Here is a 21,765-nt window from a genome sequence, read left to right as displayed (position 1 = left end):
TTCTCGTCCACGTTGACCGAGTCGGCGCCCTGCTGGATGAGCTTGAGGATGGAGGTGCCGATCAGGATGCGATCTCCCTCCTTGAGCGTCGCCTGCTTCACCTTCTCGCCATTGACGAAGGTGCCGTTGGTCGAGCCCAGGTCCTCGATGGAGATCTGCCCGGTCCCGTTGACGACGATCCGCGCGTGCTTGCGCGAGACCATGTCCTCCACGAGCACCATGTCCAGCTCGCTGGAGCGGCCGATGACGATCTGCTTCTCCGCTTTCAGCGGGAACTCGCCGCCCTGGTACTTGCCGGAGATGAACTTGAGCGCAAACGTCTTGCCCGGCGTCGGAGTGCTCACGGTGCTACCGCCCTCGATGATGAGTGTTGCCCTGGCCACCGGCGCCCCTCAGCCCTCACCCCACCCACCCCTCACCGCCGTGTCCAGATGATGGCCGCCTAGCCTACATGAGACCGGGCGAAAAAAAGAATTCCTCTCCATTACGAATCAACGAGAGCCGCCGCTGGCCCCTCTCGTCCACGGGCCGGGAGGGGAGCTGCCCCTCCATCCGCCAGGCTTCGGTGGCCACGGCGTCGTCCCGCTCGAGCCGCAGGAACCAGGCCTCCGCCCGGTAGCGGCGCCGCTGGAGCTCCAGCAGCCGCGCCAGCTCCGCCTCCCCTTCCCCACCCCCGGCCGGTGCCTCCGGCGCGAGCAGGGCCGCCAGTCTCTCGCGGCTGCCCGCCTCCAGGGCCGTGCGCCGCAACTCCAGCGCCCGGACCACCGCCGCCAGACGGGGAGCAATGAGCCCCTCGGGCACCCAGTCCCGCCCACGGCGGACGAAGGGCACCCGCTCCACGCCCAGGGAGCTGACCTCGGTGGAGCCCAGCCGGCCCCGGAGGTCCAGCGTCGCCCAGGCCACGGCGCGCTCGCCCTCCGGGTCCACGGTGACGGTGATGCGCGCGAAGTGGTGCGCCTGGGACTGGAGCGGCTCGCCCACCCCGGGCAGCGCGAGCGACACCCCGTCGCGCTCGGTCGTCTTGAGGTAGGTGATGATCTCCACCTCGGGACCGGCGGCGACCCCCAACCAGCGGGGCACCAACACCACCCCGGCGGCCGCGGCGGCCAGCAGGGCGATGAGCACCCCGCCCAGCCGGCTCCAGGCGTCGGACTGGCTCACGAGCCCATCATCCGCCGGGCCCGCTCGGCGGCGGAGGTCCCGGGCAGGCGCTCGATGACCCGCTGCAACGTCTGTTTGGCGAGCTCGGGCTCATTGAGCTGCACGTAGGCCTCATGCAGATCGAAGAGGGCCTCCTCCTCGGCCGGAGTGCCCGGGTAGTTCTTCAGCAGCCCCTCCAGCCGCTGCGCCACGGCCTTCCAGCGCTTGCGGTGGGCGTAGAAGTTGGCCACGTACAGCTCGTGATTGGCCAGGCGCAGGCGCGTCTGCTCGACCTTCTCCTTGGCCTCGGAGACGTACTGGGAGTTGGGGTACTGGCGCACGAAGTCGTTGAGCGCGGCCAGCGCCGCCACCACCTCGGTCTGGTCCTTCTCCGTCGAGGGCGGCAGGAGGAAGAAGTCCGAGGGGATGTCCGCGAAGTGGGTGAGGGCCCCGCGGTAGGCGGCGTAGTCCACCTTGGGGTGCGTGGGGTGGAGCTTGATGAAGGACTGGAACTTCTCGCGCGCCTCGGCGAAGCGCTCCTGGGCGAAGTCCAGGTCGGCCAGCTTCAGCTCCGCCTCGTTGGCCACCTCGAGGTAGGGGAACTTGGTGCGGACGTGCTCGTAGTACCGCTCGGCCTGGAGGAAGTCCTTGCGCTCCAGGGCCTCGTCGCCCAGTTGGAGGTTGGTCTCGGCGGCGGAGGCGAAATCGGGGTCTCCGGCCTGGCCGGCGGAGAGGGCCGCGCAGCCGGCGGCGTTGCACAGGAGGGCGGTCAGACAGACGGCTCGAAGGAAACGCATGGGTAGCAAGGCAAGCTAGTCGCCCGGACCCGAAGGTTCCAGCGTCGAGTCACCGAGTACCCGCTGGATGACGTCCTCCGAGAAGCCCCGGCTGACCAGGAGGCGGCCTGCCCGGGCCTTCTCCTTGGGCTCCAGCTCGCGGCCCAGCAGGCCCCGCTTCTCCAGCACCTGGCGGGCGGCGGCCTCCGCGTCGAACTCCACCGCGCCACGGGCCGAGTCCACCGCCGCGCTCGCCGCCTCGCGGCTCAGCCCCTGGGCCTCGAGCCGCCGCTGGACGGCCTCGGGGCCATATCTGCCCCCGCGTAGCAGCACCTCGGCCTTCTCCCGGGCGAAGCGCTCGTCGTTCAGGTAGCCCCAGCCCTCCACCCGGGCCAGCGCGGCCTGACGCACCGGCTCGGAGAAGCCCTTGCGCTCGAGCGCCGTGAGCAGCTGGTGCCGGCTGCGGGGGCGGGCGGCCAACAGACGCAGGCACGCGTCCGTCGCGCGCCTGACTTCCTCGGGGGTGGCGTCCTCGGAGTCCATCGCCTGCTCTCTAGCATGTGGTAACAGGCGCGGCATGCACCCCCTCATCGCCCGCTACCTCAGCCCCGAAGCCGCCCGCGAGACGCTCCAGAAGGAGAAGGACGGCGCGCCGCTCGAGCCCGAGGAGCGGCTCTTCGCCCAGACCGCCGCCGCCCACCCCGACAAGCGCAACGAGCTGATGGGAGGCAAGGGCAAGCGTCACCTGTCCTCGGACGCCGAGGCGGCGGTCGTCTTCCTGGCCGCCTATGCCGCCACGCGCGCCATCTCCGAGGACCCGGCCCTCTCCGCCGCCACCGCCCGGGCCCGCGAGGCCCTCGAGGAGGAGGGCGCCACCGAGGACGAGAGGGACGCCTTCATCGCCTCCATCCTGTTGGAGGAGGCGTTCGGCTACGAGGAGGAGGTGGAGACGTTCGACAGCACGTACGTCCAGGAGACGCTCGGCGAGGTGCCCGCCCTGGCGGCGCTCACCCGCGAGCAGGTGGACGCGCTCGTCCTCGGCTTCGAGAAGGCGGGCCGGGACGAGAACGACAGGAACGTGCGGGGGCGCATCTCGCGGGCGCTGGTGAACACCGCCTGGGGCGAGGGCCCCACCCCCATCAACCCCGAGCACCTGGAGGCGCTCTACGAGTCGGAGATCGCCGGCAAGCCCGAGGAGGAGATGGAGGCGGGCCTGCGCGCCACGGTGGACTTCCTCCAGGTGCTGGCGAAGGAGGGGCTCGTGGGACCGCAGCGGCTCTCGCGGCTGCGGGCGCAACTCGGAGACGAGGAGGCGTAGGAGAGGGAGAGCACCTTCGGTCACTCTCCCCGCAGTGGATTAGAAGCGCTCGATCTGGAAGTCGTCGTCGGCCGACGGGGCGGCGGGGGCGGCGGGCTTCGGAGCGGCGGCAGCGGGCGCCGGAGCCGCGGGACGGGCCGCGCCGCCAACCGCCGGGACGCCCACGCGGGAGGCCGGAGGAGTCGCGGCGGGCACGCCCGGACGGGGCACGGAGGCGGGGCCGGGAACGCCGGGACGGGCCGCGGCGGGAGTGGGCACACGGGCCGGGGCCGCGGCGGGGGCGGGCTGCTGGCTCTGACCGAAGCTGGACGAGCCGGGCACGGGCTTGCTGGCGCCGCCGGCCTCGAAGTTGTCCCACTTCGAGTCCGAGGTGGCGCTGATGCCGGAGAAGCGCAGCGCGAAGTCGTCCGGGTTGGTGGCCTGGCGGTGGGCCTCTTCGTAGGTGACGAGCCCCTGCTTCACCAGCGACATGAGCGACTGGTCGAAGGTCTGCATCCCGTAGGTGTCGAAGCCCTGGGAGATGGCGTCCGGAATCTCCTTCGTCCGGTCCTTGTCCTCGATGAGCTCCTTCACGCGGGCGGTGCAGCGCAGCACCTCCACGGCGGCCACGCGGCCCTTGCCATCCGCGCGCGGAATGAGGCGCTGGCTCACCACGGCCTTGAGCACGCTGCCCAGCTGGATGCGCACCTGCTTCTGCTGGTACGGCGGGAAGGCCGAGACGATGCGGTTGATGGTCTCCGTGGCGTCCAGCGTGTGCAGCGTGGACATCACCAGGTGGCCCGTCTCCGCCGCCGCGAGCGCCGTCTCGATGGTCTCGTGGTCTCGCATTTCGCCCACGAGGATGACGTCCGGGTCCTGACGCAGCGCGCTCTTGAGCGCCTGGGCGAAGGACATCGTGTCCACGCCCACCTCGCGCTGGTTCACGATGGAGCGCTTGTCGCGGATGAGGAACTCGATCGGGTCCTCGATGGTCATGATGTGGTTCGTCTCGGTGGCGTTGATGTGATCGATCATCGCCGCGAGCGTGGTGGACTTACCCGAACCGGTGGTGCCGGTGACGAGGATGAGGCCGCGCTCGTCCTGGCAGATCTTCTCGAGGATGGGCGGCAGCAGCAGCTCCTTGATGGCCATCACCTTGGTGGGGATGACGCGCATCACCGCGCCGATGGTGCCGCGCTGCTGGAAGACGTTGACGCGGAAGCGGCCGAGCCCGGGGACGCCGTAGGCCAGGTCCACCTCGTTGCTCTGCTTGAACTTCTCCTTCTGGAACTCGTTCATGATGCCGAACGCCATGCGCGCCACCTCTTCCGGAGGCAGCCGCTTGCCGTCCTTCAGTGGCATCAGCGAGCCGTCCACGCGGAACATGGGCGGCAGGCCCGCCTTGAGGTGGATGTCCGAGGCACCGCCGCGGAGCGCAATCTGGAGGATCTCGTTGAGTTCCATGGATGGGCCGGGATGCTAGCACGCCCAAACTGTCCGACGAGGGAGGCCTTTGGGCGGGCTCGACTGGCTGCCCTGGGCCCGCAAAGCACAACGGCGGAGGCTCCCGAAGGAACCCCCGCCGTGCACTACTCCCAGCGAAACCGCGTGAACGCGGATTAGCGCTTGGAGAACTGGAACCGGCGACGCGCGCCCGGCTGGCCGTACTTCTTGCGCTCCACCGCGCGAGCATCGCGGGTGAGGAAGCCGGCCTTCTTCAGCGCGGGGCGGAAGTCGGGGTTGTAGTTGCACAGGGCGCGCGAGAGGCCGTGGCGGATGGCGCCGGCCTGGCCGCTCAGACCGCCGCCGCGCACGTTGACCTCGATGTCGATCTTGCCCTTGTGCTCCAGCACGTCGAGCGGCTGGTTCAGGATCATCTTCGACGTCTCACGGCCGAAGTACACGTTGATGTCGCGGCCGTTGACAATCACAACGCCGGTGCCCGGGCGGATCCACACGCGCGCGGTGGCCTCCTTGCGGCGGCCGGTGCCATAAAAACCCTTCTCGGTGGCGGTAGCCATGTCGTCTCTTCTCTAAAAGGTGCTGAAAGTTGGGGAAGAAGGAAGGACTACGCCTCGACCTCGCGCGCCACCGGCTTCTGGGCGGCGTGCGGGTGCTGATCACCGGCGTACACCTTGAGCTTGGTCATCATCTGCCGGCCGAGCGCGCTGCGCGGCAGCATCCGGCGCACGGCGTTGAGGATGATGTCCTCGGGGTGGCGCGCACGCAGCTTGGCCAGGTTGGTGCTCTTCAGGCCGCCCGGAAAACCCGCGATGGATTGCCGGTAGTACATCTTGGCCTGCTCCTTCGTCCCCGTCACCCGCACCTTCTCGGCGTTGATGACGATGACGTGGTCACCCGTGTCCATGGACGGGGTGTACATCGCCTTGTGCTTGCCCTTGAGCAGCGTGGCGATCTGGCTGGCGGCGCGGCCCAGCACCTTCCCGTTCACGTCGATGATGTGCCAGTCGCGCTTGATATCCGCCGGCTTGGCGCTGTAGGTCCTCTGCGACATTGTTTGAACTCCAAAAGCATGGTTGGCGCCCGAAGCGCCTGTAGCCGTAGCAACCACGGTTCCACCCTGAGAACTTCCAGGTTGGACCGGAAAGGCCGACCGTCTTAGAGGCGGGCGAGAGGCAAGTCAAGGTCGCTCTGCGTTCAGCGTGGCCCACCCGCGGTTCCGCTGGGGGCTGGAGCGGGGGGCGCCGTCCCTCCGACAGTCGGAACCGGCCGAGGGGCCGCTCCCCCGCCTGCCTTGAGGGGCCCGGCGGGCTGGGGCGCCTTGAAGCGCTCCTTGAGGTTGGCGAAGAAGTTCTTCTCCTCGGGGGTGGGGGGGCCCTTCCGGGGGGCGTCCAGGTCCTCCAGCTCCACCAGCTCCGGGGGGATGTCGTCGAGGAAGCGCGAGGGGGTGCGCGGCACCTCCTTCCCCCGCTTCACCCGCATGGCCGAGCGCGTCAGGTAGAGCAGCTCCTTGGCCCGGGTAATGCCCACGTAGCAGAGCCGGCGCTCCTCCTCGAGGTTCTGGGCCTCGCCCTGCATGCCCTTGTGGGGCATGAGCTCCTCCTCCATCCCGATGAAGAAGACCACCCGGTACTCCAGGCCCTTGGAGGCATGGAGGGTCATCAGGGTGACGGCCTTGTGCCCGCCGGGCACCTCCTCCTCTTCCTGGCGGGTGTCGAGGCTCAGCCGGTTGAGGTAGGTGAGCAGGCTGGCCTTGGGGCCCTCGCGCTTCTCGAAGGCCTCCAGGGAGTTGATGACCTGGTCGATGGACTTGAGCTTCCGGTCCGCGCTGGCCTGCGAGGTGGTGAGCGACTTCGCGTCGTCCTTGTAGCCGATCTCCTCGAGCAGCTTGCGCGTCACCGCCGCGAGCTGGCCGTGCTCGTACGACTGGCGGTAGCGCTCCACGAGCGCGAGAAAGTCCTTCACCTTCTCCGCGGCGCCCTTGGGCAGGTCCTCGTAGCGGTCCGCGCGCTCCATGGCGCCCCAGAGCGTCACGCTGTCGCGGCGCGCGTGTGCCACCAGCCGCTCCATGGTGACGTCACCGATGCCCCGGGCCGGCACGTTGATGATGCGCAAGAGCGCCGTCTCGTCCCTCGGGTTGGCGATCAGCTTGAAGTACGCGATGACGTCCTTCACCTCGCGCCGGTCGAAGAACTCGCTGCCCGACACCACCTCGTAGCGGAGGTCCTTCTCGCGCAGCATCTCCTCGATGGGCCGCGCCTGGCCGTTGACGCGGTAGAGGACGGCGATCTCATCCGCCGGAATGCCCCCGGCCACGAGCTTCGAAATCTCGTGGGCCACGTACCGGGCCTCCTCCTCCTCGCTGGGGGCCGTCACCACCTTGATGCGCGTGCCCCCCTTGCGCTCGGACCACATGCGCTTGGCCTTGCGCTCGGGGTTCTTCGCGATCACGGCGTTGGCCGCGTCCAGCACCACCTGCGTGGAGCGGTAGTTCTGCTCCAGCCGCACCTCCTTGGCCCCCGGGAAGTACGAGTCGAAGCTCAGGATGTTGCGCACCTCGGCGCCGCGCCAGCTGTAGATGCACTGGTCGTCGTCGCCCACCACGCACACGTTGCGCGTCTCGCCGCTGGCCAGCAGCTTGAGCAGATCCAACTGGGCCTGGTTGGTGTCCTGGAACTCGTCGACGAGGAGGTAGCGGAAGCGCCTGGTGTACTTCTGGCGCAGGTCCTCGTGCTCGCGCAGCAGCCGCGACGGGAGGATGAGCAGGTCATCGAAGTCCACCGAGCCCTGCGCCTTGAGCGCGAGCTGATAGGCCTCGTGGACCATGTGCGCGATGATGTCGTAGTCGTCGCCCTTGCCCTCTCCGAGCGGCTCGGGCGTCTTGCCCGCGTTCTTCGCCTTGGAGATGAGGGTGAGCACCTTGCGCGCATCGAACGTCTTGTCGTCGATGCGCCTGTCGCGCATGGCCCGCTTGATGATGGCCACCTGATCGCCCTGGTCGGCGATGGTGAACTTCTTGGGCCAGCCCAGCCGGTAGATGTCCTCGCGGAGCATCTCGGCGCCGAAGGCATGGAAGGTGCACACCAGCACGTTCTGGGCCCGGGGCCCGGCCATGTGCACCAGCCGCTCCTTCATCTCGGTGGCGGCCTTGTTGGTGAACGTGACGGCGAGGATGTTGCGGGCCAGCAGTCCACCCGGCCGCTGGTCGAGCAGGTGGACGATGCGGTGGGTGATGACGCGAGTCTTGCCGCTGCCCGCGCCCGCCAGGACCAGCAAGGGGCCCTCGGTGGTGAGCACGGCTTCGCGCTGCGGGGGGTTGAGCTTCGAGAGGTCCATTGCGCGCGGCTCGGGGATACCCTTTGATTCCCCCGTGCGCGACTATTCTTTTCCGCGGCGGCTCTTTCTCCTCGTGCTCGTCGCGGGGACGGCCTGCACCGGTGGTGGAAAGACGACACCGTCCGTGTCGGAGACGGCTCCGGTGGACACTCCGGCGGCCTTCCCCTGCACGCATTTCGAGGACTTGCGGCGCTTCCTCCCGGAGACGCTGGAGGGCCTGGGGCACGTGCGGGACGCGGGCTCCACCGGCCGCTACGGCGAGGTGGCCGTGAGCGAGGCCGAGCGCAGCTTCACCCACGGTGAGGAGCGGGAAGTGAAGGTGCGCATCGTGGACACCAGCCTGGGCAAGAAGCTGGGGCTGGCCATCATCGCGGCGGCCGAGGAGAGCCGGGGCCGGGAGCTGAATGATCCCACCGCCCCCATCTTCTGGAAGGACAAGCAGACGGTGGGCTTCGTACGCTACGACGAGTCCACGGGACAGGCCGAGGCCAGCCTGCTGGTGGGCAACCGGTACGTGGTCGCGGTAAGCAGCCGGGGATTTCCGGGTACCGTGGAAGTGCGCCGGGTGGCGCGTGACATCGATCTCGTGGGACTGGCGCGCCTGGAGCGGACCTCCGCGGGCGCGGACTCGCGATGAAAGGAGCATCCGTGGTGAAGGACAGAGGGTCGCGGGCGAACGTCCCGGAGGTGCTCGAGCAGGAGGCCCAGGCGCGCCAGGAGGTGGCCGGCATGGGCAAGCGCGAGTTCCTCGAGCAGTACCAGCGGCTCGCCAAGCTGTACTCGGCGGACCCGGGCAACCCCGGCTCCTACGCGTGCGAGGGCTGTAAGCGGTGCGCCAACTGCATGTTCTGCAAGGACTGCGACAGCTGCTACCAGTGCACCCACTGCACCCGCTGCGAGCTGTGCAACAACTGCTCGCACTGCGTGGACTGCAAGCAGTGCCACGGCTGCGCCTACTGCGTGCAGAGCGAGAACTGCACCGGCAGCGCCTACCTGGTGCTCTGCCGCAACATGTCCGACAGCAACTACTGCTTCGGCAGCGTGGGCCTGTCCAAGAAGGACTTCCACATCCTCAACGTCCCCTTCCCCCGCAGCGAGTACTTCAAGCAGGTGAAGCGGCTGCGCGAGGAGATGGGAATTTGAGGAGCCCCCGTCCGGCGCCTACAGGGCCCGGACGAAGAAGGCCTTGAGGTACTCGCTCTCCGTCAGGCCGCCGAGCACCGGATGGTCCAGGCCCGCGCCCCGGCGCTCGAGGATTTGCACCGGGCGCTTCGCATCCGCGGCGGCCGAGAGCACCATCTCCTCGAAGGCCTCGCGCGACAGCTTGCCCGAGCACGAGCAGGTGACGAGCAGGCCCTCGGGGCGCAGGCACTTGAGGGCGCGCAGGTTGAGCTCGTGGTAGGCGCGCAGCGCGGTGGCCAGGCCCTCGCGCCGCTTGGCGAGCCCCGGCGGATCCACCACCACCGTGTCGAAGCGGCGGCCGGACTCGGAGAAGCGGCGCAGCACGTCGAAGGCGTTGGCGTTGTCCACCGTGACGTTGCCGCGCCCGTTGCGCGCGGCGTTCGCCCGAATCCGCTCGGCGGCCTTCGGGTCCTGCTCCACCGCCAGCACCGAGTCGCAGGTGCGCCCGAGCGCCAGGGCGAAGCCCCCGTGGTAGCTGAAGAGATCCAACGCCTCGCCCCGGGCGAGCTCGGCGGCGCGCAGGTGGTTGTCCACCTGGTCCAGGAAGGCGCCCGTCTTCATGTCGCCCAGCAGGTCCACCTCGAAGAGGTTCTCCCCCTCGTGGTAGCTGAAGCGGGCCTCGCCCTCGCCGTGCAGCAGCCGCACCTCGCGCGTGAGGCCCTCGAAGTCGCGGCCCGAGGCGTCGTCGCGGCACACCACGTGGGTGGCCCCGGTGAGCCCGGCCAGCGTGCGCGCCACCCACTCCTTGCGCACGTCCATGCCCTCGGAGAGCGTCTGCAGCGTGAGGCCCGGGCCATAGCGGTCCACGAAGAGGCCGGGCAGCAGGTCCGACTCGCCGTGCACCAGACGCAGGCCGTCGCGCTGACGCAGCGGCGCGCGCCGGGCGAGCGCGAGCTCCAAACGGTGGCGCAGGAAGGCCTCGTCCACCTTCTCCTCGGCGGGGCCCTTGCGCGTGAGCAGCCGCAGCGCCAGCGGCGAGCGCTGCGCGTAGAAGGCCTGGCCCACGGGGTTGCCCTGCGGGTCCACCACCATCACCACGGCGCCGCGCTCCTCTGTCTGGGGCACCTCCACCACTTCGGTGCGGTACAGCCAGGGGTGGCCGCGGCGCAGGGCCTTGGCCCCCTTGAGACTCACGCGGACGGTGGGAAGGGAGGTGGGTCGGGCCATGGGGTGCCTTTTGTCATTCCAGGCCGCGCGCGGCCAGTTCCTGATCATCCTCGCCGCGCAGGTGCCCCACTTCGTGGAGCAGCGTCACCTTTATCTGCTCCCGCAGCTCCTCCCGGGAGCGCACCGCGCGGGCGAGGTTGAGGCGGTAGAGGGCCACCGAGCGGCAGGGCGTCTCCGAGCCATCGCAGGGCTCGCCCAGCGGCGGGCCGCGGAAGAGGCCGAGGATGGCGGGAGACAGGGGCGGCTCGCCGGAGAGCAGATCCGCGTCCGCGGGTAGCTCCTCGGCGCGCACCGGTATCCCGTGGAGGTCCTTCCGCATGTCCTCGGAAAGGGCGGACACGGCGCGGGCCACCTCGTCGCGGAACTCGGCCTCCGAGGGCGTGGGCGGCTCCGGGAAGTCCTCGGGCGACAAGGCGCGGGCCTTCTCGAAGTGCTCCTTCGCCAGCTTCCACTTCCCCTCGCGCTCGAGCAGCAGGCCGAGGTGGTAGTGCGCGTGCGCCCCGCGCTCGGGGTCGTTCACCAGGCCGCTGAAGGCCACGCGGGCCTCGGCGAAGCGGCACAGCTCGAAGAGAGCGAGCGCCTTCTCGTAGAGGGCCTCGGGGTTGTGGGGCTCTCGCGCCAGGACGAGCTTCGCGCGCTGGAGCGCCTCCCCCGCCTGCCCCAGGTCGTTGAGCGCCATGGCGGCCACCAGGGCGAAGCGTGGCAGCAGCTCCGGCGACACGTCCGGCTGCGACAGCCCACGCTCGGCGTAGAGGGCGCCCAGCTCGTCGTACTCGCGGCTGGAGGGCAGCTGCACGGCATACAGGTGCGCCGCGCCGAGCAGCGCGTCCGGGAAGCTGGGGTCGATGGCCAGCGCCCGGGCATAGGCCACCTGCGCCTCCGCGGTGCGGTTGAGGGCGGCCAGGGCCTCGCCCCGCGCCGAGTGCGCCGCGGCCGAGTCCGGCTCGAGGGCCGAGGCCTGCGCGGCGCACGAGAGCGCCTCCGCGTTCTTGTTGGCGTCCAGGTAGTCCAGCGCCGCCTCGAGCGGAGCGGTCCCCGGCGCCGCCCCGCACGGGGGAATCGGCTCGGGCACGGGCGGGGTGGCGGGCGTGGGCACCGCGGCCACCGCGGGAGTGCCCGCGTCGGGGACGGCCGGAGCGGACGGAGGGGAGGTCCGCTGGCAGGCACCAAGGAGAAGGAGACAGAGGGCGAACGGACCGCGCCGGGACATGGGGAGCCGAAGGCTACGGCATCGCCCGTACCTCGGGAAGATGTCAGGTGCCCGCCTGCCCGCCCTGCCCTGCCCGCTCTCCGGTGGATTCCACCCGCGCGGCCGGTGTGGGCGGGCCCGCGAAACGACGGGGCCCGTCACCGCCGCGTGGCGAGGACGGGCCCCGGGGTGGGACTCGGTGTCTTGCGACAGCGCCCCGCTACATCTCCGAGGGCGTACAGGAGGCCTGGCCGCCGTTTATCTTGTCGTGGCGGCACTGGTGCAGGCCCTTCGACACGGGCAGCTCGTAGATGTACTGCAGCACGTCGCCGCCAGAGGACACCGCGGCCTCGCTGGCCTGGGCCTTACCGGGCTCGACGAACATGGTGCTGTACTTCACCTGGCCCGTCTTCGACACCTGGATGGCCGTGGCCGGCTCGGGAGGAGGCGCCAGCACCGAGCGGCTCTGGTAGCGCGCGTACCCGGTGGTCTTGTCATAGAAGCCCGTCGCGCAGTTGGGCGCACCGGAGATGTAGTCGCCCTGGAAGAGCCGGGCCAGGTTGCTGGTGGAGCCGGCGCAGGGGCCGCTGCTGGAAGGGCCGGGGTACATGGAGTTCCAGATGGTGCAGCTGGCCAGCACCGCCGAGCCGCTGGCCGTCTTGTGCTCCACACCGTCGTACTCGTAGAACCAGCCGTAGTCCTCCGAGCCCGACATGAGCTTGGCGCCGCACGTCTTGCCGGAGGCGCACGTGCAGACGCCCTTGGCATCGCACTGCACGTTGGTCACGTTGACCAGGTTGCCCGTACCCGTCGACGAGCCGGTGTCCGTCAGCCGCCGCGAGTCGTAGTTCTTGGCGATGTTGGTGGACACGCCGCCCATGTCCTCGTCGAACACGCGGTCCGTCTTGTCCGGAGTGCCGCCGTAGACCCAGACGCCATAGAAGCGGTTCTTGCCGAGCGTGGTCCCCGTGGAGGAGCCGCTCAGATCCAGGTCGTTCATGTTCAGCGTGTTGCCCGCGTCCGTCACGCGGCAGTCGAAGACGCCCGACGCATCCTGGCCGCACTGCGCCACCGTCTTGGCGAAGTCGTAGCTGACCGTGCCACCGGCGGTGGGCTTGGGACACGTCAACGCGCTGCGGGACTCGAACTCGGCCTTGAGGAACGTGGTGCCCGCCGTGCCGCAGTAGTTCGTGGGCGAGGCACCGCTGAAGGCGACGTAGCGTCCGTTCTTGTAGAGCCGGTCCGTCCAATCGTTGCTCAGGCGCTGGTAGTCCGTGCCGCGCGTCTCCTTGTAGGCCACCTGCGTCGCGGAGCACCCCAGCTTGGAGCACGCCTGCGGGTTGTCGAAGCGGCAGGTGCCCGCGCCGGTGTCCAGCAGCGAGTAACGGTTGCCCGTGCCCACATAGGCGCGCAGGGCCTTGTTGTCCGGCTGCACCACCAGCGAGGACAGGTAGTAGTAGGGCGCGCGGCTGCGGATGCTGTTCGAGTCACCGGCGGCCGCACCATCCCGGTCCATCGAGAAGGCGCGGGCGCCGCTCCAGTTCTTGATGAGCCTGGTGGTGCTGTCGAGCACGCCCGGCTGGTAGAAGCGCAGCGTCCAGAGCTGGCCGCCCAGGTCGCCCACCACGCCGGTGTCGAAGAAGCCGTCCGGGGCCGCCTTGCCATTGGGGCCGTAGTCCGCCATGGCCACCGGCGCCGCGAAGCCATACGTCATGGCCTTGCGCGGATCATCCGGGTTGAGCGGGGTGCCGCTGGCGCCGGGGTCCACGAACTCCCACTTCCACAGCAGGTTGTCCTTGCGGCCGTTCACCACGCCGTTCCACACGTCCACCATGTAGATGCCGCGGCCCTTCTCGTTGCCGGGAGACCAGCCGCCCGTCAGCATCGCCACCCAGCGCTCCTCGCTCTTGGGACCCTCCGCGCCATGGCGCGCCTGCCCGGTGGTGGACTGCAGCAGCACGGGGCCGATGGGCGGGGGCTTGGGGTTGAGGCTCAGCAGCGTCTTGCCGAAGCGCTGCGCCTCGTCCGTGCACGGCTGCGGGAACATCCACCGGAAGGCCGGCGCCTGCGCCCCGAGCGCCGTCTTGCCATCCGAGCTCCACTTCAGCTCCAGCGCGAAGTAGTGGATGCCACCGCGGCCCTCGGCCACCACGGCCATGGTGCGGTACTCGTCCCAGGACTTCGTGCCGTCGCCGTTCGTGTCCGCCCAGATGTCGCGGACCATGATGTCGCCATCGACGAAGTAGGTGTGGCCCTGCAGCATCTCCTGCAGGCGCGGGAGCAGGTCCGGCGGGATGAAGGCCCAGCGCTCCTTGCCACCGTCGGCCGAGCCGCCCGTGTACTGGTAGTCGCACGTCTTGGCGTCCTTCAGCTCGCCCGCGCCGTCGCTGAAGGCGTGCAGCATGCCGTCGTTGGCGCCCACCAGGATGAGGCGCTCGCGCTGGCGGTTGACGAACTGGTAGGAGTCGTACGGGTCCAACGGCTTCGTCTGCGTCGTCCCGGTCTCGCAGGTGGCGGGGAACTCGCGCGCGTCGGCCATGGGGGTGGCCCCCAGCCCCGTCCGGTCGTTGGGCACGGCATACAGCGTGCGCGCGCACTGGTTGCTGATGCCCAGGTCGCAGGCGAACTTGTCCGACGGGGGATCCACCACCACCGGCGACGAGTGGAAGATGTCGCCCAGCACGGACGGCCGCGTGTCGGTCATGGAGCCGTTCGCGTTCTCGTCGAACAGATCCTGCCCGCGCACGTACTGGATGACCAGCGCCGTGCACAGCAAGTCATAGTCCGAGGTCGTCGGAAGAGCCGGCAGCCCCAGCAGGCCCGCCGTGGTCATCATCAACGCCGCCTTCGGCAGATCCGTCTGCAGGGGCATCTTCATCCGGGTGAGGATGAGGCCCGGCTTGTAGGTGGTGAGCGTGCCGGTGGGGCACAGCGGCGCTCCGCCCACCGCCAGGTACTGGCGCAGCTTGCTGATGTTGGCGAGGTTGAAGGGAACGAGCGTGTCGTTCTGGTTGAGCATCCCGTCGCCGGTGCTGTCCGTCACGGTGTAGATGGTGCGGCCGGTGTACTTGGTGACGTTCTGCAGCACGTCACTCGCCTCCCAGAAGGGCTTGGCGTCACCGCCGTACAGGGGCGCGCCACCGGGCCCCCCCGTCTGGGACAGCAGCTTGCGGTAGTCGCTCGAGCTGTCCTCGGCGACGACGCTGCCCTCCTTGTCGAGCATCAGCACGTCGGCGCGGTCGCCGTCGGTGTTCTTGTCCGCGTCCTCGACGAACTCGTTGTAGAGCTGGTAGCGGTACAGCTTGCCCGTCCAGGTGTTGTCCTTGTCGGGCAGCATGCGCGGGATGATCGCGGTGAGCGCCTCGCTCTGCGTCTGCAGGGTGCTGATGGACGCCGAGGAGAAGGAGGTGTTGCGGGCGTTGATGTCATCCAGGATGGAGAGGATGACGCGCTTGAGCTCGCTGGTGCTGCGGGCCGCGGAGAACTTGCCACCGCCCAGCCGCGCCGTCTCCTGCAGCAGCTTGCTGTCGGACACGTCCTCGGAGAAGCCGATGGTGTACGTGGCCACGCGCTGCTGGCCCGTCATGTCGAAGCGCAGATCCTTCTCCCACAGGAACTTGGCCACCTTGTGCAGGTTGCTGGTGGAGCAGCCCACGCACGGCGTGGTGTCGTCGGCGATGGCCGCCGGCATTTTGACGACGTCGCCCTCGGCATTGGGCTCGCCGTCGGTGAGCAGGATGATGGCGTTGAAGCCGCACTCGAAGCACACCCCGTCCGCCGCGCTGAAGTTGCTGCTCGACGGGGCGGAAGCGCCCAGGTAGCTGGAGAAGGGCGTGGGGGCCGTCTTGGACTGGAAGAGGTAGCCCGCCGCGTAGAGCGCGTCCGCCAGGGGGGTGTTGCAGCCATCCCAGTCCAGGCCGTTGCTGTTGTTGGTGTTGACGTTGGTGAGGTCGTTGAGCACCGAGTTGCGGTTGTTCTCCACCGAGCTGCTGTCGAGCGGGTACGACTTGGCGCAGCTGGGCCCCATGGGGCTCTGGATGCACATACACTGGTTGTTGGTGCCCGCCTTCTTGCCCCAGCACGTCTTGGCGGCCCGGGTCTGGAAGCCCATCACCCCGAAGCGCACCTCGCGCAGGTCGCGCACCACGTCCGCCAGCACCTTCACGGCGCCCGAGTCACGCGGCGCGTAGAAGTCCAGGAAGTTGCCCTTCACCCGCCGCTGGCCGCCGTAGAGGTAGTAGCCCTGGGAGTCCAGGCACTTCTGGCAGTCGCCCAGGTCCGTGGAGCTCATCTTCGAGTCCATGGACGAGCACGCGGCGGACGGGGTCGTCCAGCTGCTGCCGCTCGGGGTGTTGGCGAAGAAGACGCCATAGCCCTTGTCGGGCGCGTCGTAGTACTTCGCGTTGTCCCACCACTCGCTGGACTGGGAATTGAGGCCCGTCCACATGCGGTCGTACGTGGTGTTGGTGTCGTAGCCCAGCCCGTTGAGGAACGAGTCCGAGCAGCCCTTGGTTTTCGTGGGCCAGTCCTTGGGCCAGGAGTGCATCGACCCGGAGGTGTCGATGACGAAGAGCACGTTGGGGGGGCCGCCCGGGCGCGAGAAGAACTTCTCGTCACCGCCCCTGGGCGGGTTCATCAGGGCATCCAGCCTCGACGTGGTCGGCAGACAGCAGGCCGCCTGATCGATCGCGACCGCGGTATCCGCCCGGAGCAGGACCCCACCCACGAGCAACACGACAAGGCTGAGCGTCAGCTTGCGGAACATGGTGCCTATCCTCACAGACCGTAACGGAACAGGAACTCGACCTCGGACTCACGGCCCGAGCTCTCCTGACACTTGACCACCACGCGGTAGTACTGGCCGCCCAGGAAGCCGCCGTTGGCCAGCAGCTTGTTGGAGACGTCCACCACCTGGCGGTCCGAAGCGCCCATCTGCGCCGGGTTCACCGACACCACCGTGGGCGTCGCCGCCGCGCCGTAGTGGCCCGTCACCATCTGCGAGCGCGCGGCGGGATCCGGATCATCGATGAGCTTGGTGTCCAGCAGCTGGAAGCTCGAGGACGAGCCGTACAGCTTCAGGCGCGAGAGCAGGTGGCGGCGCGCCGCGTCCGCGCAGGCCGTGACGCGATCCCCGCGCAGCTTCTCGGTGGTGGCCTCGCGGTTGGCGTTGGTGAACTGGATGGCCCCCACCACCAGCACCATCAGTACCGAGATGGCGATGAGCGTGATCAGCAGGGCGTTACCGCGGGGGAAACTCGTCCTCAAGGTCATGATGGTTCAGCCTCCCCACACGTTGCCGGCGGGATCTTCACCACCCACCGGAGGATTGAAGGCGGAGCGCGACAGCATGTTCGGCACGCGCACCGTCGTGGTCATGTTGGTCCGATAGAAGCCATCCTCGGGCGCCGCCTCCCCCGAGTCCTCCAGGGACAGGCGCGCGAAGGCGCGGCGCTTGCTGGCCTCGGGGCTCGTCGAGCGCACGGAGATGCTCAAGCGCACGGCGCGGATGTTGGCCGGGTGCCGGTTGAACCGGGAGGGATCCTCATAGGCCGACGTGTACAGAGGCGCCGGCGAGGCGAGCGGATCCGGAACGCGGTCCGTGGCCGCGCTGTCGGCGTCGCCCAGCACCCAGTTCTTCACCGGGGAGCTCGCGTCCACGGCGGCCAGGCCGTTGTTGGTGCTGACGGGCGAGGGCCGGTTCATCACGTAGGCCACCTGGAAGGACTCCACGTCCGCGGCCAACGGCACGGCGGTGGTCGTGTCCAGCGAGTCCAGGCTGGGGAGGGCCACCAGGAAGGGGCGGCCATCCATGAGCATGATACGCAGGCGCAGCTCGTGCAGCAGCATGACGTAGGGCAGGTTGTCGCCCGTCCGGGTCAGACACGGGGCCCCGATCGACGCGGCGGGGGTGAGGGCCGTGTCCACCGTGCCCGAGAGCGAGGTGGAGGTCCTGCTCACCGCGCTCGTGGCCTTCACCACCACGTAGTCCTTGCCGCCCACGCACGAGACGATGAAGCGCTGGCCCGCGGAGAAGCCCATGCCGAACGTGCCACTGTCCAGCTGGATGCCGGCCGCGTAGATGCCCCGGCGCATCCACGCCGCGTCCCGGTAGCGGAAGGCCAGGTCGTCGGTGATGGAGTCGGGCAGGCCCTTGCCGAGCACGATGTGGTAGTTGGACTTGGTCGCCGAGGGCAGCGCCGCGGTGGTGACGTCGAAGTCGAAGGCGAAGCGGGGATCCACCCCGTAGCCCGCCATGCGCAGCCGCTGCTCGATGAAGTTCGTCGCCGTCCGCATGCCCTCCACGGAGACCTTGATGCGCGCCTCGGTCTGATAGGAACCCTGGACTCCCACGAACGTCGCCGCCACCGCGGTGAGGATGATGGCCGTCGTCACCGTCCCCACCAGGAGCTCGATGAGGGTGAAGCCGCGCGCCCTGCGCGCCATGGGGGAGTTCGAAGGAACCATGTCCGAAGCGATCAAATCTCGACGTTGGTTTCGTTACCGAAGGGGCCCGGATCGTAGAAGCCGAAGTACTGCCGGACGAAGCGGCGGCGGCCCAGCTCCATCCACGATACCACGACGGTCACCTGGTGCATGGTGACGCCCGTGAGCTCGTCCGGCTTCTCGATCACCACCAGGATGCGGCGGTAGCGGCTGAAGTCCGAGTCCGAGTAGCTGGGGAGCAACCGGTTGGCCGCCGTCAGCGCCTTCTCGGAGGCATCCATGTCGAAGATGCACTTCACGGCCCAGGCCTCGCCGGTGGCCGGCTTGAGGCTCTCCATCCCGCCGGCGAGCACCCGCACGGCCGGGTCCGTCGAGCAGGCCGAGCCGGCCAGCAGACCGGGGGTGCCCGTGACGCCCACCACGCGATCCCGGCCCAGGGTGTCCAGCGCCACGCGCACCTGCGAGGCGATGCCCGAGGCGCGGGTCGCCAGGTTGGCCAGCGAGTTCTGCCGGCTGGCCACCATGAGGCCCTGGAAGATGCCCACCAGGGCGATGAGCAGAACCACGGAGGCGGTCATCCCCTCGATGAGCGACACGCCGCGGCGGGCGGCACGGTTGCGGCGGACACGGCGGGTGGTGGAGTCCACGGCAATACCTCCGGGCTACGGTTTATCCGGGCTGAAAGCGGCGATGTAGCCCGAGGGGCCAGAGATGGCGAAGATCTGCTGCTTGAGACCATCCACGCTGCTGAGGGCCAGGGAGTGATTGGTGCCGGAGACGGGGTTGCCGCCGCCGTCGTAGAAGCGCGCGCCGCCATCCGGGGAGAAGGCGATGGCGCCCTGCAGGGAGCCGGCGGCCGAGCAGAAGCTGCACGTCTGCACCGCGAGCGCCGTGAAGGGCGCGCCGAACAGGCCCACGCGTCCGGGCTTCAGCGCCCCGAAGCGCACCTTCTTGTTGTAGTCGTCGAGGAAGTACACCGAGGACACCTCGCCCGACTCCACCACCTGCCCCGTCAGCTCGTCCCGGCTGCTCGTCGCGGTCGGCTTCAGCTCCAGCGAGTAGAGCGTCACGGGGTTGCGCACGAAGCGGCTGGAGCGATCCTCCACCACCATGAACGCCCCGTCCCCGCCCGTCTGTCCCTTGCGGTTGGCGCTCGAGAAGAACACCACCCACACCGGGTAGCCCCGCGACATGGCCCGCGTGCGCGCCACCGACATCGTGCTCTGCAAATCGAAGGCGGCGTTCTGCAGCGCGCCCCGGTTGCCCACCGCGTCGTATGTCACCACCGACAGCGCGGTCAGCACGCCCAGGATGGCCACCACGATCATCACCTCGAGGAGCGTGAAGCCCCGGGCCCGTCGTGCGTGCTTCGCTGGATTGACGTGGTTGTTCATTCCGCCGACTCTGTACGGGAGTTCAAGGTACCCGGCTTTACATTAAAAGCAAACAATTCTTGTATTACGGAAGGCCAAGGAGCCCCCACCGCCCTGGACGCAAGCCGCCCACCGCGCGACTCCTCCGCCAGGCAGAAGAATCCCTCAATGCCCCGAGCAGAAGCAAACCGTCTCACGAGGTGCGCCCGACCCGGCCCGGGAGCCGTCCTCGCGGCGCCAAAATCCCAGGAAGACCCGAGTACGTCTATTATCGGGCAAGCCATCGCCCGGTTGCTCGCGCCTCCCAGGGCCGCTGGATCAGCCAGATGCCGCGTCTTACGTCCTGACTGAAAACCTTGGACAAACCCGTGCACGGCCTCAACGACCAGCAAACGGCGGGCCGCCTGCCAACCCCCTGAAACGACGAGTGTTGGTTTGCGATCACCGCAAGTGTTGCGGCCAGGAGCCCCGCAAACTTTGCGAGGCTCGCAAAATGTAGCGTCTCGCGATTAAACAGACAGCTCGGACAGGATTTCCAGATAGGCGGAACGGGCGCGGGCGATCTCCCCGGCCTTGAAGCTGATGGCGGCCACCACCGGGTGCCCCCCGCCGCCGTAGCGCGAGGCGATGGCGGCCAGGTCGTGCCGCCGCTCCCGCTGGCGCCAGGGGTTGGAGCCGAGCGACACCTTGGCGCGCGAGGGCCCCTGCCCCACCCACAGCGTGTAGCGGGCCTCGGGGTAGAGCGCGTAGGCGATGAACTTGTTGAGGCTGTCCACGCCCTCGTCGGCCAGGTCGAAGGAGACGACGCCCTTGTCGTAGCGGGCCCTGGTGCGCACCAAGTCGATGTGGCGGCGGTGGCGCTCGAGCAGCGGCGCGAGCGGCGTGGCGATGAGCGGCGAGGCGGCGAGGGAGGCCAGCGGCTCGGTCTGCATGCGCTCAATCACCTGGGGGATGAGGGCCGGGTCCTTGTTGGCCTCGAGCACCGTCATGATGCGCAGCGCGGGCTCCTCCAGCGCCACGGCCATCTCCGGGTTGGGGAAGAGCGCCCCGTCGATGATTTCCGCCCAGTGGAGGAGCTCCGCCATGGGCGAGGAGTCCCACCCGAAGCGCTCGCGCGCCACGTCCGCGAGGTAGACGGTGCAGCTCTTGCGGTGCGCGTCGTGGAACTTGTGGCCGCTGGTGTCGGCGCGGAAATGGGCCTCGTCGCCGGGCTGCTGGAAGGCGGAGACGTGGTGGTCGAACCACCAGGTGAGCCGCGAATCCTGGCTGTAGCGGAAGTCGACGATGGCGTTCTCGTCTCCGGTGAAGACGGCGGCGTCGATGGGCGCGCCCCCCGCCTGGTGGGACAGGCCCCGGTAGCTGAAGCGGGCATCCGCCCGGACGCGCTCGCGATAGAAGCGGGTGAAGACCGCCGCGCTCGCGGCCCCGTCGAAGCAGCTGTCGTGGAAGAGCACCTGGACGTTCATGGCCTGGCCTTACCTGACTCCGCTGTCCGATGTGGACGAAAAGACTCGACGAAACGAGCCATTCCCCTGGGAAGAGTGAACGAAATTTGGAATCCCTCCCCCGGGTGCGAGGCAAGTGATGACCGCAAATACCTGAATTCCCATGGGAGCAGGCGGACGAGCCCTTGGCACGCTGCGTGCAATCCATTTGGCCGTATCAGTCCAGCAACCCACGCGGTGCGGGTGGGAGGACACCATGGCCAAGACGGCGACACGCAAGCACGGTTCGGTCAAACGTCAGGGACGGCGCGTCATGCCCGCGCCCCGACGGGCGACGCAACGCAAGGCCTCCCCGGCGCTGCTCACGGTGGGGGAGCTCATCGCGGCGGCCTTCGACACGGCCGGCGGAGAGAGCGTCGAGGTGCTGAAGCTGGTGACCTCGGCACAGATGACCCGGGCCCTCGGACGGCGCATCGTCCTGGTGGGCTGAGTCTCCCCTCCCCCACCCCGGGGAAGTGGTGAGCCCGCGCGGAGGCCCTCAGGGCGCGTCCGTGACGGAGTAGTACTGCTTGTCCGTGGGCTGTCCCGCCAGCGCCTTGGCGAGGTCCTCGGCGTTGTTGGGGTGCACGAGGAAGGTCCCCGCGGGCGTCTCCAGACGCACCGGCTCGGCCGCCTCCCGCACGTCTCCCGCAGGGCCCCCACTGCCCGCCACGGGCCCGGCATCACGCGAGCGCGGCGACGACACGGTGGCGCAGCCCGCCAGGGCCAGCAGAATGAGCGCGGCGTGGAGCTTCATCTCAAGTCCTCCCCATCCAGAGCGGAGCGCGGAAACGGGGGCGCCTGAGTACGTCGCCCGGGCTCGGGAGGCAAGTCCTCGGACGCGGCGGAGCGCCCGCGGCGCGGGAGTGTGCACATGAGAACGCCCGCGCCCCGGGAAAGCTCCGGAACGCGGGCG

At 69.1% G+C, this 21,765-nt stretch carries 21 protein-coding genes; 4 read left to right on the top strand and 17 right to left on the bottom strand.

Annotation, left to right across the window (positions count from 1 at the left end):
- From ACJ8AN_RS21240 to ACJ8AN_RS21225, 4 genes are all read right to left on the bottom strand, one after another.
- Nucleotides 1-344, bottom strand: a 344-nt coding sequence (locus ACJ8AN_RS21240) for an FHA domain-containing protein (protein ID WP_407757230.1), incomplete at its 3' end; no start/stop codon positions are given.
- A 103-nt stretch (nucleotides 345-447) separates the two neighbouring features.
- A complete protein-coding gene (locus ACJ8AN_RS21235) occupies nucleotides 448-1,161 on the bottom strand; it encodes a hypothetical protein (protein ID WP_407757229.1) in 714 nt (237 codons plus the stop codon).
- On the bottom strand, nucleotides 1,158-1,937 hold the full coding sequence (locus ACJ8AN_RS21230; protein ID WP_407757228.1) for an outer membrane protein assembly factor BamD: 780 nt from the start codon (nucleotides 1,935-1,937) through the stop codon (nucleotides 1,158-1,160). Before ACJ8AN_RS21230 ends, ACJ8AN_RS21235 begins: the two co-directional genes overlap by 4 nt.
- Before the next feature lie 15 nt (nucleotides 1,938-1,952).
- Nucleotides 1,953-2,459: a regulatory protein RecX gene (locus tag ACJ8AN_RS21225; protein WP_407757227.1), complete on the bottom strand. Its 507-nt coding sequence runs from the start codon at nucleotides 2,457-2,459 to the stop codon at nucleotides 1,953-1,955.
- A 34-nt stretch (nucleotides 2,460-2,493) separates the two neighbouring features.
- Here ACJ8AN_RS21225 and ACJ8AN_RS21220 point away from each other — a divergent pair, with 34 nt between their 5' ends.
- A complete protein-coding gene (locus ACJ8AN_RS21220) occupies nucleotides 2,494-3,234 on the top strand; it encodes a hypothetical protein (protein ID WP_407757226.1) in 741 nt (246 codons plus the stop codon).
- A 39-nt stretch (nucleotides 3,235-3,273) separates the two neighbouring features.
- On the opposite strand, the gene ACJ8AN_RS21215 is transcribed toward ACJ8AN_RS21220, so the two are convergent.
- From ACJ8AN_RS21215 to ACJ8AN_RS21200, 4 genes are all read right to left on the bottom strand, one after another.
- Nucleotides 3,274-4,677 (bottom strand): type IV pilus twitching motility protein PilT, encoded by a 1,404-nt coding sequence (locus ACJ8AN_RS21215; protein WP_407757225.1) that lies wholly within the window; start codon nucleotides 4,675-4,677, stop codon nucleotides 3,274-3,276.
- A gap of 155 nt (nucleotides 4,678-4,832) precedes the next feature.
- Complete coding sequence (rpsI, locus tag ACJ8AN_RS21210) at nucleotides 4,833-5,234, bottom strand: 30S ribosomal protein S9 (protein ID WP_407757224.1); 402 nt, start codon at nucleotides 5,232-5,234, stop codon at nucleotides 4,833-4,835.
- A 47-nt stretch (nucleotides 5,235-5,281) separates the two neighbouring features.
- On the bottom strand, nucleotides 5,282-5,728 hold the full coding sequence (rplM, locus tag ACJ8AN_RS21205) for a 50S ribosomal protein L13 (RefSeq protein WP_407757223.1): 447 nt from the start codon (nucleotides 5,726-5,728) through the stop codon (nucleotides 5,282-5,284).
- A gap of 143 nt (nucleotides 5,729-5,871) precedes the next feature.
- Nucleotides 5,872-8,010, bottom strand: a complete 2,139-nt coding sequence (locus tag ACJ8AN_RS21200; RefSeq protein WP_407757222.1) for an ATP-dependent helicase — start codon at nucleotides 8,008-8,010, stop codon at nucleotides 5,872-5,874.
- A gap of 34 nt (nucleotides 8,011-8,044) precedes the next feature.
- Here ACJ8AN_RS21200 and ACJ8AN_RS21195 point away from each other — a divergent pair, with 34 nt between their 5' ends.
- Both ACJ8AN_RS21195 and ACJ8AN_RS21190 read left to right on the top strand, forming a co-directional pair.
- Complete coding sequence (locus ACJ8AN_RS21195) at nucleotides 8,045-8,647, top strand: hypothetical protein (protein ID WP_407757221.1); 603 nt, start codon at nucleotides 8,045-8,047, stop codon at nucleotides 8,645-8,647.
- A gap of 14 nt (nucleotides 8,648-8,661) precedes the next feature.
- Nucleotides 8,662-9,153, top strand: coding sequence for a caib/baif family protein (locus tag ACJ8AN_RS21190; RefSeq protein WP_407757220.1), 492 nt, complete (start codon nucleotides 8,662-8,664; stop codon nucleotides 9,151-9,153).
- Between the two features lie 18 nt (nucleotides 9,154-9,171).
- Here ACJ8AN_RS21190 and ACJ8AN_RS21185 read toward each other — a convergent pair whose 3' ends face one another.
- From ACJ8AN_RS21185 to ACJ8AN_RS21150, 8 genes are all read right to left on the bottom strand, one after another.
- On the bottom strand, nucleotides 9,172-10,359 hold the full coding sequence (locus tag ACJ8AN_RS21185) for a class I SAM-dependent rRNA methyltransferase (RefSeq protein ID WP_407757219.1): 1,188 nt from the start codon (nucleotides 10,357-10,359) through the stop codon (nucleotides 9,172-9,174).
- Nucleotides 10,360-10,372: 13 nt separating this feature from the next.
- The gene (locus ACJ8AN_RS21180; protein WP_407757218.1) at nucleotides 10,373-11,569 is read right to left on the bottom strand and encodes a metallopeptidase family protein; all 1,197 of its coding nucleotides are present in this window, start codon (nucleotides 11,567-11,569) and stop codon (nucleotides 10,373-10,375) included.
- 199 nt (nucleotides 11,570-11,768) lie between these two features.
- Complete coding sequence (locus ACJ8AN_RS21175) at nucleotides 11,769-16,313, bottom strand: pilus assembly protein PilY (protein ID WP_407757217.1); 4,545 nt, start codon at nucleotides 16,311-16,313, stop codon at nucleotides 11,769-11,771.
- A gap of 11 nt (nucleotides 16,314-16,324) precedes the next feature.
- Entirely contained in the window at nucleotides 16,325-16,819 is a 495-nt protein-coding gene (locus tag ACJ8AN_RS21170; RefSeq protein ID WP_407757216.1) for a hypothetical protein, read from the bottom strand.
- A 6-nt stretch (nucleotides 16,820-16,825) separates the two neighbouring features.
- The gene (locus tag ACJ8AN_RS21165; protein ID WP_407757215.1) at nucleotides 16,826-18,013 is read right to left on the bottom strand and encodes a PilW family protein; all 1,188 of its coding nucleotides are present in this window, start codon (nucleotides 18,011-18,013) and stop codon (nucleotides 16,826-16,828) included.
- 11 nt (nucleotides 18,014-18,024) lie between these two features.
- On the bottom strand, nucleotides 18,025-18,639 hold the full coding sequence (locus ACJ8AN_RS21160; protein ID WP_407757214.1) for a hypothetical protein: 615 nt from the start codon (nucleotides 18,637-18,639) through the stop codon (nucleotides 18,025-18,027).
- Between the two features lie 15 nt (nucleotides 18,640-18,654).
- Nucleotides 18,655-19,386 (bottom strand): Tfp pilus assembly protein FimT/FimU, encoded by a 732-nt coding sequence (locus ACJ8AN_RS21155; protein WP_407757213.1) that lies wholly within the window; start codon nucleotides 19,384-19,386, stop codon nucleotides 18,655-18,657.
- A 488-nt stretch (nucleotides 19,387-19,874) separates the two neighbouring features.
- Nucleotides 19,875-20,831: a hypothetical protein gene (locus ACJ8AN_RS21150; protein WP_407757212.1), complete on the bottom strand. Its 957-nt coding sequence runs from the start codon at nucleotides 20,829-20,831 to the stop codon at nucleotides 19,875-19,877.
- Nucleotides 20,832-21,123: 292 nt separating this feature from the next.
- Between ACJ8AN_RS21150 and ACJ8AN_RS21145 the strand changes: the two genes are divergently transcribed.
- The gene (locus ACJ8AN_RS21145) at nucleotides 21,124-21,300 is read left to right on the top strand and encodes a hypothetical protein (protein ID WP_407757211.1); all 177 of its coding nucleotides are present in this window, start codon (nucleotides 21,124-21,126) and stop codon (nucleotides 21,298-21,300) included.
- 48 nt (nucleotides 21,301-21,348) lie between these two features.
- Here the strand turns inward: ACJ8AN_RS21145 and ACJ8AN_RS21140 are convergent, their stop codons facing one another.
- On the bottom strand, nucleotides 21,349-21,606 hold the full coding sequence (locus tag ACJ8AN_RS21140; protein ID WP_407757210.1) for a hypothetical protein: 258 nt from the start codon (nucleotides 21,604-21,606) through the stop codon (nucleotides 21,349-21,351).
- Between the last annotated feature and the right edge of the window lie 159 nt (nucleotides 21,607-21,765).

Source organism: Archangium sp. (assembly GCF_045802675.1).
Taxonomy (GTDB): Bacteria; Myxococcota; Myxococcia; order Myxococcales; family Myxococcaceae; genus Archangium.
Note: the sequence above shows the minus strand (reverse complement) of the source record. Positions and strands in the feature narration are given on the sequence as shown.